At 42.6% G+C, this 15,517-nt stretch carries 11 protein-coding genes and 1 pseudogene; 8 read left to right on the forward strand and 4 right to left on the reverse strand.

All coding sequences use genetic code 11. From position 1 onward, the window contains the following. Window positions 1-282 precede the first annotated feature (282 nt). A pseudogene (locus tag JFC08_RS00990) lies at window positions 283-1,245 on the forward strand (IS30 family transposase). A 14-nt stretch (window positions 1,246-1,259) separates the two neighbouring features. Beyond that, window positions 1,260-1,745, forward strand: a complete 486-nt coding sequence (locus JFC08_RS00995) for a hypothetical protein (RefSeq protein ID WP_198329371.1) — start codon at window positions 1,260-1,262, stop codon at window positions 1,743-1,745. 209 nt (window positions 1,746-1,954) lie between these two features. Here the strand turns inward: JFC08_RS00995 and fumC are convergent, their stop codons facing one another. Beyond that, window positions 1,955-3,358, reverse strand: coding sequence for a class II fumarate hydratase (fumC, locus tag JFC08_RS01000; protein WP_198329372.1), 1,404 nt, complete (start codon window positions 3,356-3,358; stop codon window positions 1,955-1,957). A 195-nt stretch (window positions 3,359-3,553) separates the two neighbouring features. On the opposite strand from fumC, the gene JFC08_RS01005 reads away from it, so the two are divergent. From JFC08_RS01005 to JFC08_RS01015, 3 genes are read left to right on the forward strand one after another with little or no spacing between them, the layout of a single operon-like run. Continuing rightward, entirely contained in the window at window positions 3,554-4,207 is a 654-nt protein-coding gene (locus tag JFC08_RS01005; protein ID WP_198329373.1) for a 5-formyltetrahydrofolate cyclo-ligase, read from the forward strand. Next, on the forward strand, window positions 4,204-4,455 hold the full coding sequence (locus JFC08_RS01010) for a hypothetical protein (protein WP_198329374.1): 252 nt from the start codon (window positions 4,204-4,206) through the stop codon (window positions 4,453-4,455). Before JFC08_RS01005 ends, JFC08_RS01010 begins: the two co-directional genes overlap by 4 nt. Continuing rightward, a complete protein-coding gene (locus tag JFC08_RS01015) occupies window positions 4,436-4,897 on the forward strand; it encodes a hypothetical protein (RefSeq protein WP_193008667.1) in 462 nt (153 codons plus the stop codon). Before JFC08_RS01010 ends, JFC08_RS01015 begins: the two co-directional genes overlap by 20 nt. 73 nt (window positions 4,898-4,970) lie before the next feature. Here JFC08_RS01015 and JFC08_RS01020 read toward each other — a convergent pair whose 3' ends face one another. After that, window positions 4,971-6,344, reverse strand: a complete 1,374-nt coding sequence (locus JFC08_RS01020; RefSeq protein ID WP_198329375.1) for a Na+/H+ antiporter family protein — start codon at window positions 6,342-6,344, stop codon at window positions 4,971-4,973. 615 nt (window positions 6,345-6,959) lie between these two features. On the opposite strand from JFC08_RS01020, the gene lon reads away from it, so the two are divergent. The 3 genes from lon to JFC08_RS01035 all read left to right on the forward strand — a co-directional run bounded on the left by lon (window position 6,960) and on the right by JFC08_RS01035 (window position 11,445). Then, window positions 6,960-9,392 carry an endopeptidase La gene (lon, locus tag JFC08_RS01025; protein WP_198329509.1) on the forward strand — a complete coding sequence of 811 codons (2,433 nt, stop codon included), beginning with the start codon at window positions 6,960-6,962 and terminating at the stop codon, window positions 9,390-9,392. Window positions 9,393-9,534: 142 nt separating this feature from the next. Next, window positions 9,535-10,689: an META domain-containing protein gene (locus JFC08_RS01030; protein WP_198329376.1), complete on the forward strand. Its 1,155-nt coding sequence runs from the start codon at window positions 9,535-9,537 to the stop codon at window positions 10,687-10,689. A 198-nt stretch (window positions 10,690-10,887) separates the two neighbouring features. Next, window positions 10,888-11,445 (forward strand): superoxide dismutase family protein, encoded by a 558-nt coding sequence (locus JFC08_RS01035; protein WP_198329377.1) that lies wholly within the window; start codon window positions 10,888-10,890, stop codon window positions 11,443-11,445. 171 nt (window positions 11,446-11,616) lie between these two features. On the opposite strand, the gene topA is transcribed toward JFC08_RS01035, so the two are convergent. Together topA and JFC08_RS01045 are read right to left on the reverse strand one after the other, a co-directional pair. Beyond that, window positions 11,617-14,283 (reverse strand): type I DNA topoisomerase, encoded by a 2,667-nt coding sequence (gene topA / locus JFC08_RS01040; RefSeq protein WP_198329378.1) that lies wholly within the window; start codon window positions 14,281-14,283, stop codon window positions 11,617-11,619. A 287-nt stretch (window positions 14,284-14,570) separates the two neighbouring features. Beyond that, window positions 14,571-15,167, reverse strand: coding sequence for a hypothetical protein (locus JFC08_RS01045; protein WP_198329379.1), 597 nt, complete (start codon window positions 15,165-15,167; stop codon window positions 14,571-14,573). Window positions 15,168-15,517: the final 350 nt, after the last annotated feature.

Genomic DNA, 15,517 nt, shown 5'->3' on the forward strand with positions numbered 1-15,517 from the left:
AAACTAGCCTTACTTTTACAACAAAAATTACTTCATGGTCTTGATATAATTTCTGTAATTGATATAGATGTTCTTATAATTTCAGTCTTTATGTGGATCGTATTTATTTGTATTATCTACTATAAATAAAAAATTAATTTTGATTGTTTTGATAGATATTTCTAGAACTATATTTACAGTTCCTAGATTCAAATAAGAAGTGCAACGTTTTAAAAGAATGAGTTGAAGAGTAAGATGTGCCGTGTTGCATTTCAAACTTCAACTCCTACATATCAGAACGTTATGAAACACTATACACATCTTACCCAAGAGCAAAGATATCAAATATCAGCGCTATTGTAAGCTAAAAAAGGCATGAGTGAAATAGCTAGAATTATTGGCTGTCATAAATCAACGGTGAGTCGAGAGATAAGGCGAAACATGGGACAAAGGGGTTATCGCCCCAAACAAGCCCATCGATTGGCAAACGCGCGCAAAGTTGTGAATAGCTCACAGATCAGCCGCTTTGGCTGGTGCTATATTGATCATCTACTCAGCAAGCACTACTCACCTGAGCAAATCACAGGGCGACTGAGAATGCTGGGTTGGCAAGAGGTCCCAAGCCATGAATCGATATATCAACACATCTATACTGACAAAAAGGCAGGGGGTAACTTACATAGCGCCCTTAGATGTCAAAAGCGCTATAGGAAACGCCGTCTGCAAGGTTATGATAGGCGCGGAAAGATAGCGAACCGCTGTGATATCAATGACCGTCCCAGTATCATTGAAGCGCGCAGTCGTATGGGCGATTATGAAGGGGATACGGTGGTTGGTCGTGGACATCAAGGTGTGCTTGTCACTCTAGTGGATAGAACAACTCGAGAGACTAAGATCAAAGCGCTACCCAATCGCAAGGCAGTAGCCGTCACACAAGCTTGTATTGGCATGCTAAAAGGTGAACAGGCGTTAAGTATCACCTTTGATAACGGTAAAGAGTTTGCTGACCATGAAACGATGGCAACAGCGTTGAAGGCTGATATTTACTTTGCTCAGCCTTATCATTCTTGGGAGCGTGGAACGAATGAGAATACCAATGGGTTAATTCGTCAGTTTCTACCGAAGTCAATGCGTCTGGATAACCTATGCATGCACTTAGTTCAGTCGATTGAAGACAGTTTAAATAATCGACCTAGAAAGGTGCTAGGGTTTAGAACGCCTCTTGAGGTAAAATCTAGCTTCGGGTGCGTTGCACTTCAATGTTGAATCCAAGGTTTATTATGAGCATGTTACTTAGGTTTAAATCAAATATTATGTTAAGACAAAAACTAGATTACAGCCAACGTTTGATGCTTGAGCAGGTTAAGATAATTGAAAAAGCAGAAATAATTTACTACAAATCATTTCGTATGAGTCCGAGACGTTATCGTAAAAAATTGAAAAGGCTAGACCCAAGTATTGCTACATGTTTGAACATCATAACTGTAAAGCTTAAAGTTCAAAATGTCGAGCTTGATCTTCATACTTACGAAAAATTATTGTCTAATCCTACTATCAGAGAGCTAGCTGAAAAAAACTTGAAGGTAAAAGGATATAAACCTCCCCCTGAATATGACGATCAAGGCAAACCTATATATAAGACTTTTACTCCCATGCCAAATTCAGCACGTAGAATAATGTTACGTGTTTATAAAGAATCTTGGCTACTCATCACTTTTTATATACTACTTCTATTGATCAACTTAATCATTGTTGTTGCAGGCTAAGTTTAAAATCGCCTTAGTATGAATGAATTTTTTAAGATCTAGTAGAAATTGAAGGCCTAAAGCAACCTAACGACTCAGCTTTTACAATTAGAAGGTCACGCTATTTCTACATCTTTTTATTAATAATTCAATACTTCAAAAACGTCAACAAAAAAAGACCTTGCATCACGACAAGGTCTTTTTACTATTCTAAGAAACTATTAGATAGATTACTTAGGGTTTACCATATCAGCAGGAATAACCCACTCATCAAACTGAGCTTCAGTTAATAGCTCCAATTCAACCGCAACTTGCTTCAAAGTCTTGTTCTCTTTATAAGCAGTCTTAGCGATTTTTGCTGCATTTTCATAACCAACATGACGGTTAAGCGCAGTGACCAGCATCAATGAGTTATGCAAGAAGTCATCGATTTTATCTTTTACTGGCTCGATACCAACCGCACAGTTTTCGTTAAAGCTATTGCACGCATCACCAAGTAGCTTGATAGACTGCAATAAATTAAAAGCGATTACTGGCTTATAAACGTTTAGCTCAAAGTTACCTGACGCGCCAGCCATGCTGATAGTGACATCGTTACCCATGACTTGCGCCACAACCATGGTCATTGCTTCTGATTGGGTTGGGTTTACTTTACCCGGCATGATAGAAGAGCCTGGCTCATTTTCAGGAACTGTCAATTCGCCCAGACCACAACGAGGACCTGACGCTAACCAACGTACGTCGTTAGCGATTTTATTCAAGCTACCCGCTAGGGTTTTTAGTGCGCCTGAAGCAAATACTTCAGCATCACGAGCGGCTAATGCTTCAAATTTATTTGGTGACGTCACAAATGGTAGACCAGACAAGGTCGCTAATTGCTCAGCTGATTTTACCGCATAATCAGGATGGGCGTTTAGACCAGTACCAACTGCCGTACCACCTAATGGCAATTCATATAGACCTTGTAAAGCGTTATCAATACGCACCAGTGAATGATCCAGTTGGCTTACATAGCCGCTAAATTCTTGACCTAATGTCAAAGGCGTTGCGTCTTGCAAATGCGTACGACCAATTTTAACAATGCTATCAAATTCTTTCGCTTTAGCAGCCAAGGTATCACGTAGTGCTTTTACCGCTGGGATAAGCAGGCTGTTGATTTCACGAGCAGCGGCAACACGAATCGCCGTTGGGAAGCTGTCGTTGGTAGATTGAGCATGATTGACATGATCATTTGGGTGAATCGGCGTGTAGCTGCCGCGCTCAGAACCAGCAATTTCGTTGGCACGGTTGGCCAACACTTCGTTCATGTTCATGTTTGACTGCGTACCAGAACCCGTCTGCCATACAACCAATGGAAACTGATCGATTAGGCCACCATTGATGATTTCGTCAGCGGCTTGTACGATTAGGTCGCGCTTATCGCCTTCAATACGCTCAAGGCTCGCATTAGTAATTGCAGCGGCTTTTTTGACCAGTGCCATTGCTTCAATCATTGGACGTGGCAAAGTCTCGCCACCGATTTTAAAGTTCTCACGGCTACGCTGAGTTTGCGCACCCCAATAAGCGTCAGCTGGGACTTCCACGTTGCCCATGGTATCTTTTTCGGTACGAGTTGCCTGATTCTGTGTCGACATAACTACCCTCTTTGATGGTTTGTTGTATAGCTGCTGCGAAAAAAGTGCAACACACGCTGCACATAAAGGAAAATACGCTGTAAAGTGGCGTTATGATAGCATGACTAGACCGTGTTGAATATTCACAAATAGTCATTGCGGCTCTCTACAAGCAACAGCCATCATCAATTTAATACATTATTGGATAGTCTATCTATGCATCCTGAGTTAAAACATTCTGAGTTTCAGACATCTACCGTTAGCAATCCGCCGAGACGGCAATTTACCCGCCAGCGTCGCCAATTAACGGTTGGCGAACGTAGACAATACGCGCGCATGGCAAGTTTGCATTTAGTTAAGTTGCAACAACGCTTAGCACCGCGTGCGCGTATTGGTTTATATTACGATGGCTTTGGCGAATTACCTACTCAGCTACTATTGGATTGGTGTCAACGCTTAGGCTATTTACCTTACTTGCCAGTAGTTGGCTCGCTCGGTCGTACTAGAAATGGTAATGATGATAAACGTCTGCGCTTTGTGCCTATTTATCAGTCGAAACTGCTGAATATACCGACGCGCATTCATAGCTTAGGTATGAAGCAAAACCATCATCGCCGTCTACTTTGGGCGCGCGAATTGAATGTTATTATCTGTCCGTTAGTAGCAGTAGACCTAAACGGCAATCGTATGGGCATGGGTGGCGGCTTTTATGATACGACCCTTAACAAAAGCTATCGGTCAGGCGCTAAAAAGCCATTAAAAATTGGCTGGTGTTATGATTTTCAAGTGGTTGAACAATTACAGCGGCAACCGTGGGATGTGCCACTAGATGGCTTAATTACGCCAAGTGGCATAAGGTCGTTTAGATGAAAGAGGATAAGCAAGCGATGGATACTAACTCTAGCGCTGATCATGTGGATGAGTATTTGCAAACGTTAGGTAACGAGGACGCTAGAGAGTTGCGTTACTATAGTCAAGAACAGCCCTTCAACTCCGATGAATTAGCAAAGGTGGTTAATGAGAAACGCTTAAATGAATTACTGGCGCAGAGTGATGCGTTTTTGCGTGGTTTGAATGATGGGATAAAAGATTTTGAAAATGACAATAAAGACCCATAGAGGATTTGGAAAGACAACAATGAGCTACTTTCGCTCAAAACCACTAAGGGTAGTTTTTGCTATCTTGTGGATCATTTTCGTCGGTCTTATTATCACTTTAGGTTTTAGCACAGATCCCTATTTACTTCACGTTCAGAATATTCCTCTTCCGCATCCCTATCCTATAGAATTAGTCGTTATATTAATAATGGCAATGCTGTTTCATTTAAGCTTACTGGTGACTATGGATGTATATATGGATAGTCGCTGGAAGTTTTTCACTATGCTGGGGACTAGCATTTTATTTTTATTTGGTTTCGGTATGATGGCGATGCATGCACCGCCGTCATTAAGTGGGATGATTTTTTGGACGTTTTTGTCCTCTTTGCTATTTTTATTGCTTTGCTTGTGGCAGGTCTATTTATGTGTTTTAAGGCGATTTTTTCGTAGAGAATCAGTTTAATAACAAGGTAATTGACATTTTAAAGCTGGGTTAAAAACCCAGCCTACACCAAACTCTACTTAACTTTGATAGCCTACAACACCATCGCTGCAATCCAACCAAATATCAATAATGGAATATTGTAATGCAAGAATGTCGGCACCACACTGTCCTTGATATGGTCATGCTGACCGTCGATATTTAGACCAGAAGTGGGTCCAAGAGTCGAATCTGACGCTGGAGAACCTGCATCACCGAGCGCGCCAGCCGTACCAATAATCGCCACGGTTGCTAAAGGCGAAAACCCTAAAGAGATACATAGCGGCACATAAATCGCGGCCAAGATAGGAATGGTCGAGAATGACGAACCAATACCCATGGTCACAATTAAACCAATTAATAGCATAATAAATGCGGCTATCGCTTTATTACCTGCGAATAATGACGCGGCACCATCAACCAAGGGCTGAATCTGCTCAGTCGCTTTCATGACTTCCGCAAAACCCTGCGCCGTAATCATAATAAAGCCAATCATCGCCATCAATTTGATACCGTCATTAAAGACTGTATCGGCTTCACTCCATTTAACGACGCCCGTCGCCATAAAGACGCCAAAGCCAAACATTGAGCCAAGCAAAAGTGAGTCGGTATACATCTGCACCACAAATGCCGTCACAATCGCGGCAAGCGCCACCAACGTTTTCATCTTACTTTGTGCTTGCGCACTAGCTGCGGTTTTGCTTAACGCATCACCCTCTAACACGTCATCATGCGCAGCTTTATCAATTGCTAGCTGCTGATACTGGCGCGGTTTACGGTAGCTGATAAATACGGCGCCGAGCAAGCCTACAAACATACCCAAAGCCGGAATTGCCATGGCTTTGGTAACTGAGATGTTACTGATATCAATGCCTGCTTCACCGACGTTTTTCAGCATGATTTGATTGAGATAAATATCGCCAAAGCCATACGGAATAAACATGTAAGTGGTCACAAGACCAAAAGTCAGTAGACAAGCAATTAAACGTCTATCGATGTGCATACGATTAAAGGCGAGCAATAATGGCGGTACCAGCAATGGAATAAAGGCAATATGAATAGGAATTAAGTTTTGGCTAAAGCAGCTCATGGTGATTAAACCTGCAAACAGCATGTATTTAATCATGCCACCTGCCCCTATACCTGCGCCGCCCGCATCAATGCGTTTTATCACCGCCCCTGCCAGTGACTGTGGCAATCCTGAATGCGCAATCGCCACTGCAAAAGCCCCAAGCAGCGCATAGGACAGTGCAATTTGTGCGCCATTTCGGATACCTTCTTGAAAGGCATTCAAAGTATCGGTCATACCCAAACCAGCGATGAGTCCGCCTGCCAGCGCACCGATTAATAAGCTGAGTACCACGTGTACACGCGCCAAAGACAGCCCTAGCATGATGACGACTGCCAGCAGTACCGCATTGATGGTCATATATTGCCTCTTATTCTGTCTGCTATAGCCTGATTAAGACCTATTAATATCTCATGGGCGATGGATATCACCCTCGCCTCTAAACCGCTTGACGCTAAAACCACCGTTTAAGACGCGCGTCAGTTTACCTTATTTTGCACACAAATCCTACGCACAGAACCCAATAGGTGTTAGCTACGACTTCTTACCCATGTTCTGTATACATTAAATTTCAGCTAATATTTAAAATTATGAATAACAATATGACTCGCAGTCTTTAGATAGATATAACTATTTTGCGCAGATAAGCGTGTGACTTTGCCCACAAGCCTTGCAATTTTATCGGTGAGCACCATTTATCTAAACATGAACCACGAACTTGACTTTACAAGTCTGGTGAACGAGGAAGAATATATGAGTGAACATAAAATTGCCCAAGACAATATCGACATCGATGTCGACGTTTCATCTACTGTTGCTGATGATCAGGAGCGAGACAGCGCGCCTGACGATACGACAGGTGATGTAGCTGCAACAGCTGATCGCGTTGAAGATGGTGATAGCAAAGATAGTGATGATAAAGATAATGAAGACAAGGACAACACTATTGAAGACGATGACGCAAAAGACGATAGTATAAAAGGTGACGGTACAGAAAACTATTTACCACTACTGGCATTGCGCGATGTTGTCGTTTATCCGCACATGCAGATTGCCTTGTTCGTCGGTCGTGAGCCTTCAGTCAAAGCCGTTGAACTGGCACAGGCTGAGTACGGCAATAAAGTCTTGGTCGTGGCACAAAAAGACTCGCTGACTGAAGACATTGATCAAGATAACTTGTATCAATACGGTACGGTTTGCCGCATCGTCAGTACCATGCCGCATGACAGTGATGAGAACTGCATCAAAGTATTGATCGAAGGTCAATATCGTGCGCGCGTTGATACTATAGAAAATCACGAAACATTATTAATGGCAAGCTTTGAGCGTGCTGACCTTGATGTCAGTATGGATGAGAGCCAACAGAAAAACACGATTCAAGCATTGACCACATTGTTTGAAAGCTATGCGGATGCGCGTCTGCGTAATGCTCGCGAGCTGACTCGTGTGGCAAAACGTATCGATGACTTGCTTGAGCTGGTTTATTTCATCTCAACCCGTGTGTCGATGGATTTAGATATTAAGCAATCATTCTTAGAAAATGATGATCTTAAAACCCATATCAATACCTTAACCGAATATTTAGTTAAGCAGAGTGCTGAACAAAATATCGAGCAAGATATCCAAGAAGCTGTCCGTCAGCAAATGGAAGACAATCAGCGCGAATACTTCTTAAACGAGAAGATGAAAGCCATTAAAAATGAGCTGTCAGATATGAATGACGGTGCGTTTGATGGCGAAGATGATGTGGCTGAGCTAGAGCAGCGTCTAGAAGATGCCGACTTGCCAGAAGATGTGCGTAAAAAAGCGGATCAAGAGCTGAAAAAGCTCAAAATGATGCCACCTGCCTCGAGTGAGTCGTCAGTGGTGCGCAACTATATTGAATGGATTTTGGACACACCGTGGAATGCCACAACCAAGGTTTCCATCAATTTAGAAAAAGCAAAAACGGTATTGGACGAAGATCATTACGGCTTGCAAGATGTGAAAGATCGCATCTTAGAATACCTCGCCGTGCAATCAAGAGTGAAAAAACTTCGCGGTCCGATTCTTTGTTTAGTCGGTCCTCCAGGTGTTGGTAAAACCTCATTAGGCGAGTCGATTGCCCGTGCGACTGGTCGTAAATTTGTACGTATGGCGCTTGGCGGCGTGCGTGATGAAGCGGAAATCCGTGGTCATCGCCGCACTTATATCGGCGCGATGCCGGGTAAAGTTGTTCAATCGCTGGCCAAAGTTGAAGTTAAAAACCCGCTGTTTTTGTTAGATGAAATCGATAAAATGGCGCAAGACTTCCGCGGTGATCCAGCCTCAGCATTGCTTGAAGTGTTAGATCCCTCACAGAACGATACGTTTAACGACCATTATTTAGATATGGATTTAGATTTATCGCAAGTGATGTTTATCTGTACTGCCAACAGCATGGATATCCCGCCTGCCCTGCTTGACCGGATGGAAGTCATTCGTCTGCCGGGCTATACCGAAGAAGAAAAGGTCAATATCGCGCAGAAGTATCTTGTGCCAAAAGCGATCAAGAATAACGGTCTCAAAGAAGGCGAAATTGAGATTGTAGAAGCGGCATTACATAGCATCGTGCGTAGCTATACCCGTGAAGCCGGTGTGCGTAACCTTGAGCGTGAAGTCAATAAAATCTGCCGTAAAGTGGTTCGCGGTTCGGTTGAAAGCCATGGCGCCCGCGCTCCGAAAAAAGCAGAACGTCAGCTGGTTGTGGTCGATGACAAAAATATCGATGATTATCTCGGTGTCCATCAGTACGATTATGGTCTGGCTGAAGAAGAGCCTGAGATTGGTCGTATTACGGGGCTTGCTTGGACGCAAGTCGGTGGTGAGCTACTTACTATCGAAGCGGTGGCGATGAAAGGTAAAGGCGAGCTAAGCTTTACCGGTTCGCTCGGTGACGTGATGAAAGAGTCGATTCGCGCTGCCATGAGCGTGGTACGTGCTCGCGGTGATAGCTTAGGTATTGATTATGAAACCTTTAAGACGACTGACGTCCATGTGCATATGCCAGAAGGCGCGACCCCGAAAGATGGCCCATCAGCTGGTGGTGCTCTTACCACAGCGCTAGTCTCTGCATTGACGGGCATTGCTATTCGTCCAGATATCGCTATGACGGGTGAGATTACACTACGCGGTAAAATCCTGCGTATCGGTGGTCTCAAAGAGAAGCTACTAGCTGCTCATCGAGGTGGAATCAAGCATGTGTTGATTCCAGCGACTAATGAGCGTGACTTAGCTGATATCCCTGATAACGTCAAAGCCGGTCTGACTATTCAGCCAGTGGCAACGATTGATGAGATATTGAAGGTTGCCTTGGTCAGTATGCCAGTTCCTCTTAAGCTTGCGAAAGTCACAGTCGATAAAACCTCAAGCAAAGCATTGCATAACTAATTGATTATTTGATATTCAATTCTTAAGAAATAAGAGCCGCTCATTACTATAATGAGCGGCTTTTTTTTGGCAAAAATAAAGAACATCTTTAATAATACCTTATGCTATATTTTAGACAAATGTTTATTTGGTAATAGCTATAATGTTAAACCACCTGATTTTAAACCGCTTAACTCTATCCTTATTGCTTGTTGTTTTGTTTCCAGCAGTATTAGCAGGCTGTCAGTCCAATATTGCAAAAGATAACTCTATACCAACTAACTCAATGGTGACTGGCTCTAGCACTTCTACCCCAGTATCATATCAGCCCATCATAAAAACTGAAAAGCTGGAAGAAAAAATTGTAGTGGTAGCTAACGAAACAGCCACTGAAGCAAATACCCTTCAATGGGCAAGTAATTATGAGTGGAAGTTAATACAAGTAAAAGATCAGCAAAGTAACTTTATTAATATAAGTAATGATACACCGATTACTTTAGAAATCACGCCCAGTTCGTTAAGCTTATTTCAAGGCTGCCAACATTTTGCTATCAAATTCGTCTGGATGTCCGCACCGCCTTTTGAGTACGGTAGCGAGCTCAGAGCAAGACCCTCGACCTGCAAAACTGCTCCTGAAAATAAAGTAAGTAATACAAATATCAAAAAGTTATTTCCTAAGGATAATAATATTATTAAGTTAGATGTTGAGCTATTACCAGTCGCAAAAAGCAAACTCGTTAATACTCAAATGGCATCGAAAAGCTTGGTCGTTAAAATCGAAAATGGCAATACGTTAACATTTGATGGTACACCACCTAGGACATTTAAAGAACCGACTGGACTGCCTATTGATAAGGCATTATTAGAGCACTATGACTGGCGGCTGGTTAGCGCCGTTCGTAATACTATTAATGACAAAGGGCAGGTAATATCTCGAGAGTCTATTGGTCATTTTTATCATCCAGAGTTTCCAGTGTCGCTAAAATTTAGAGGGTATGACGATAGTCAATACGCATTTTTTAGTTCTAGCTGCAATGGTATCGGTGGTCCTTATATTTTGATGAAAGATTATACATTGCTAGTTGGCTCGGGACCACAAACGCTCATGGGCTGCGGTGTTACTGGTAATAGAATTGAGGGCGAGCTTGCTAAGCTTATCAGTAATAGCCAGAGCACTCTTAGTTTGAGTTTGCAACCTTCACAATCAATATCGCCAACAGCAGACGATCAGACTGATATGCCTCGCTATAATTTATTGCAAACGATGGAGACTGGCGAAACTCTAGTATGGCAAAACGAAGTAAAGACAATCCCGTAAACAATTTAAAACCCATACGATACTTACATTTATTAACCGATTGTTGCGCATTTGGTGAATAACTATATCTAACGCTTGGCTATACTAATAACGATATTAACGAATGTTTATAGAAATCAAAAGGTATTTATCTATAAACCTTCAAGAGTTAGCTTTTTATCAAAAATAACTACATATTAAAAATAATTGGAGATAATAATGAATAAGACAATGCTTGCAAGTGCCCTATTATGTGGTTCAACGTTAGTAATGACGGGCTGCCAAACGGTCGAAGGTCAAATGCAAACTGGCAATCCACTTAGCCAACCTGCCTTAAAATCTACTATCAATGCAGTCGCTGGTAATAAAAATGAAGTGGGTCAAGTATTTTTACGTCCAGTTGATGGCGGCGTACAAGTCTACGGTAAGCTGATGAATTTGCAGCCAGGCAAAACGGTATCACTACATATCCACGAAACAGGCAGCTGTGCTGATATGGGTAAAGCGGCAGGTGGTCACTTTAATCCAGACAATAAGCCTCACTCTAATCCTGATGATATGAATGGTCATGCTGGCGACTTGCCTAACCTGACTGCCAATGCAGATGGCGTGGCTACTATTAACTATGTGAATAAGAAAATCTCTGTCGCTGATGCTGGTAAATATAGCGTTAATCGTCTAGCCTTTATTGTACATAGCGGTGCTGACGACTATACTAGCCAACCAGCTGGTAATGCAGGCGACCGCGTTGCTTGCGGTATCATCGAAAAGAACTAATAGCATCTGAACTTAGCTGTGATTGATATCACAAATATGAATAGCACAAAAAAAGCCTCTTAGAATCTAAGAGGCTTTTTATTATTCAAAATTTTATAGCTTAAAATAATATGGGTGATACAGAAGCTCATATATTAACAATCAATCACCAATATAAAAGGTAAAGGAGACTTACTCCTCTACCCATTTGCCATTACGCCAATACACACCCCAACGTGTGGCCTTACCATTTTTCTCAGAGCCGATATATTGCTCTTTCTTCTTACGTGACCAGCGTAGAATGGTTGGATTACCATCTGGATCTTCATCTGAACCTTCAAACAAATACTGGAATTTATCTTCCATTTTATCTTTGATTTCGCGTAGCTCAGCCAGCTTTGGTGCGCGTGTCTCGCGTACTTTCGGGAATTTAGACGCCGCCAAGAACATCCCAGCTGCCCCTTCACGCAAGATAAAGTAATCATCGTGCTTGTTTGATTTCAGCTCTGGCAGATGAATGGGATCCATGCGCGGCGGTGCGGCTTCGCCTGTTTTTAGCACTTTACGCGTATTATCACATTGCTGACAAGCGAAGTAAGGACCAAAACGTCCCGTCTTTAGCTCCATTTGTCCATCGCACTTATTACAGTCAATGGTTGGAGAATCAGAGCCAGGCACTTCGAATTTGCCTTCTTCTAAGACATAACCATCACAATCAGGATTGTTACCACACACATGCAGTTTCAGACCGCCATCGACGATATAGCCATTCATTGCCGTGCTACATTTCGGGCAACGCTTTTTCTCCATCAAATCGCGAACTTCTGCCGCTTCATCATCACCTTCTGCCTCATCAAGATTGGCAAAAGCTTCGACGGGCATTAAATTCTTAGTGCCTTTACAGCGCTCTTTTGGCGGTAAATTATAGCCAGTACACCCTAAGAATACACCCGTTGAGCCGGTACGTAATTGCATTGGACGATCGCAAAGATCGCAATGCACGTCTGGTACGTCAGTGGGATCATTTGGACGCATGCCGTCTTTTTCTTTGGCGCGATCAAGCGTTATTTTGAAGTCGCCATAGAAATTATCGAGGACGTCTTTCCAATCTGTATCACCTTCTGCGACATGGTCAAGCTTGTCTTCTAGCGCGGCGGTAAAGGTATAATCCATCAAATCTGGGAAACTTGCGGTTAGTCTGTCGGTGACGATATCACCCATTTTTTCAGCAAACAAGCGCTTGTTCTCAAGCTTCACATAGCCGCGATCTTGAATGGTCGAGATGATAGACGCATAAGTTGATGGACGACCGATGCCTTTTTTCTCAAGCTCTTTCACCAAACTTGCCTCGGTATAGCGCGGGGGTGGCTTGGTGAAATGCTGACTCGGATCGAGCTTATCTAGTATTAATTTATCGCCTTTTTTGACATCCGGAAGCAAAGTATCGTCAGTCTTCGCTGGTGGCATAACCTTGGTATAACCATCAAATACTAACGTACGACCACGTGCTTTTAACTCGACATCATTGGCAGCGACGAATAGATTCACTGACAAGTATTTTGCTGGCAGCATCTGACAAGCGACAAACTGACGCCAAATCAGCTCGTACAGGCGGATGGCATCACGCTCAACCCCTTTAAGCTGCGTTGACTTCATATTGACGTTAGATGGACGAATCGCCTCATGCGCCTCTTGTGCGCCTTGTTTGTTGCCGTAGAAATTTGGCTTTTCTGGTACGTATTTTGCGCCATAGCTGTCTTCGATATAGCCACGTACCGCAGCAAGTGCATCACCAGATAAGAAAGTCGAGTCGGTACGCATATAAGTAATATGACCCGCTTCATATAAGCGCTGTGCCAAAATCATGGTCTTTTTAACTGAAAAACCCAATCGTGTGCTGGCTGCTTGCTGCAATGTCGAGGTGATAAATGGCGCACTCGGACGCGATTGCGTAGGCTTCTCTTCACGCTCTTTGACGATAAAGTCACTTGAGTTAAGAATTTCTAAGACTTTATCTGTCTGCTCTTTATTAACGAGCTTAAGCGTCTTGCCCCCTTGCTTGGTCGCCTCTAAGCGAATCGCAATTTGCTCAGCGTCCTTTTTGCTACTGGCAACGTGAGTATCGGCATGAATTTGCCAATACTCTTCTGGTATAAAGGCGCGAATTTCATGTTCTCTTTCTACGACCAAACGCATAGCAACGGACTGGACGCGACCTGCAGAGAGACCGCGAGCAACCTTTTGCCATAGCAGCGGCGATACCATAAAGCCAACGACACGGTCTAAAAAGCGCCGCGCTTGCTGGGCATTGACACGATCGATATCAAGTTTGGAGGGCTGCTTAAAGGCATTTTGAATGGCAGATTTGGTAATCTCATTAAAAACCACGCGCTCATACTTACTGTCAGCGCCACCGATGACTTCTTTAAGATGCCAAGCAATCGCCTCACCCTCTCTATCCATATCCGTTGCCAGATAGATTTTGTCAGCGTCTTTAGCTAAAGCTTTCAGCTCTTTGATAACCTTAGTCTTGTTAGGTAATACTTCATAAACTGCTGCCCAGTCATGTTCTGGATCGACGCCCATGCGCCGTACCAAGGCTTGCTGGGTTTTTTCTTCTTTGCTTAGACTGTCATCTTTTTTGGTCGTTGTTGGTTTTTTTGCACTTTTGCTTGCGCCAACTGGTAGATCACGGACATGACCAATACTGGAGCGCACGATAAAGTCATCGCCAAGGTATTTATTGATTGTTTTTGCCTTGGCAGGTGATTCTACAATCACCAAAGACTTGCCCTTTGGACTGCCTTTGGGATTACCAGCAGCGGGCGCTGGACTTTTTTTGGTTGCGGTTTTTGCCATATGTGACGACACCATTATTATATGAGTAAATTAAAAGTAAGAATAAATACAGCAGCATGGCAATTTATAATTGTGAGTTATAGTAGCGCGGTGAATCATTATAGTAATAGCTGCTTAAAAAAACGTTTATAAAACAAACAATAACCATAAGATAAAGAGTCAGTTATAAAGACGTTACACTGCTAAGCGTTACACTGTCAACTGTAAATGACTGAGAGTTTGCTAAAAGTGCTTGCATATTGCTTATAAATGGAGATTAAAAAATGATTTTCTACCTTGTAGCCGTTTTATAGGCGCTTTTGCATCTCTGACGCCCATTGTTCAAGCTGTTTTTTGAGCACCAACAAATCTGCTTCAATCAATTTTTGCTGATAAGCAGGATTGGATGAAGGACGCACATAAGCGATATCTTCCCAATAAATCACGATACTATTGGCCTTAGTCAGCAAACCTTTAACAAACGGCTCAATACTGACTGGCAAGTCTAGCGGTGCTTTATCCAAGCTAAAATTGGTCTTCTTGATAATCGTATTATTAGTGCTGTTATTAGCACGAATCACACTTGGAATCGTGAGCTTAACATCATCCTTGGTTGTATCGACAAAACTACTATCTGGTCGCCATTGCCCATCAATCACTTGATAGCGCGTGTGCGGCAGCTGCACATCATCTAGCACTAAACAGTATTGACCTAACATTCCACGTCCATATTCGTTGTCTTTACCTTTGATCCAATCAGGACAGCTCACCAGCTTTGGATTCAATTGTAAACGACGCGCGGTCATGCGCAGCTTATCCAAACGCTGATCGATACCGTTAGGTTTGAGCGCCATCATACTCCCTAATACAAATAGTACAATGATAACGCCAATGAATGTTCCCATGATGGTCCGGCCTTTTGGATAAATAAAAATGTACTAAAAAATAAAACTGCCACTATTTATACAACACGCTACTATAAAGATAGCGATTACCTAGTTAACTATAAAAAAGCAATCATTGATTGTTTGAACCGTAACTTTTAACCAGTAATTTTCTAACCAGTAGCACCCTGACAAGCGACTGTTTAATAAATGATTGTCTGAATACTGGCTACTATATAGAAGCTTATAATGAGCACGAACCGTTAAAAATCAAGCATGATGAGTTGATAATCACCAACCACTCACGTTTTCGAATCTCGATGGTTTGGCTATATGTGCTAATAGATCAAATACTTAGCTCGAATAAAAAA

Source organism: Psychrobacter cibarius (assembly GCF_016107535.1).
GTDB lineage: Bacteria > Pseudomonadota > Gammaproteobacteria > Pseudomonadales > Moraxellaceae > Psychrobacter > Psychrobacter cibarius.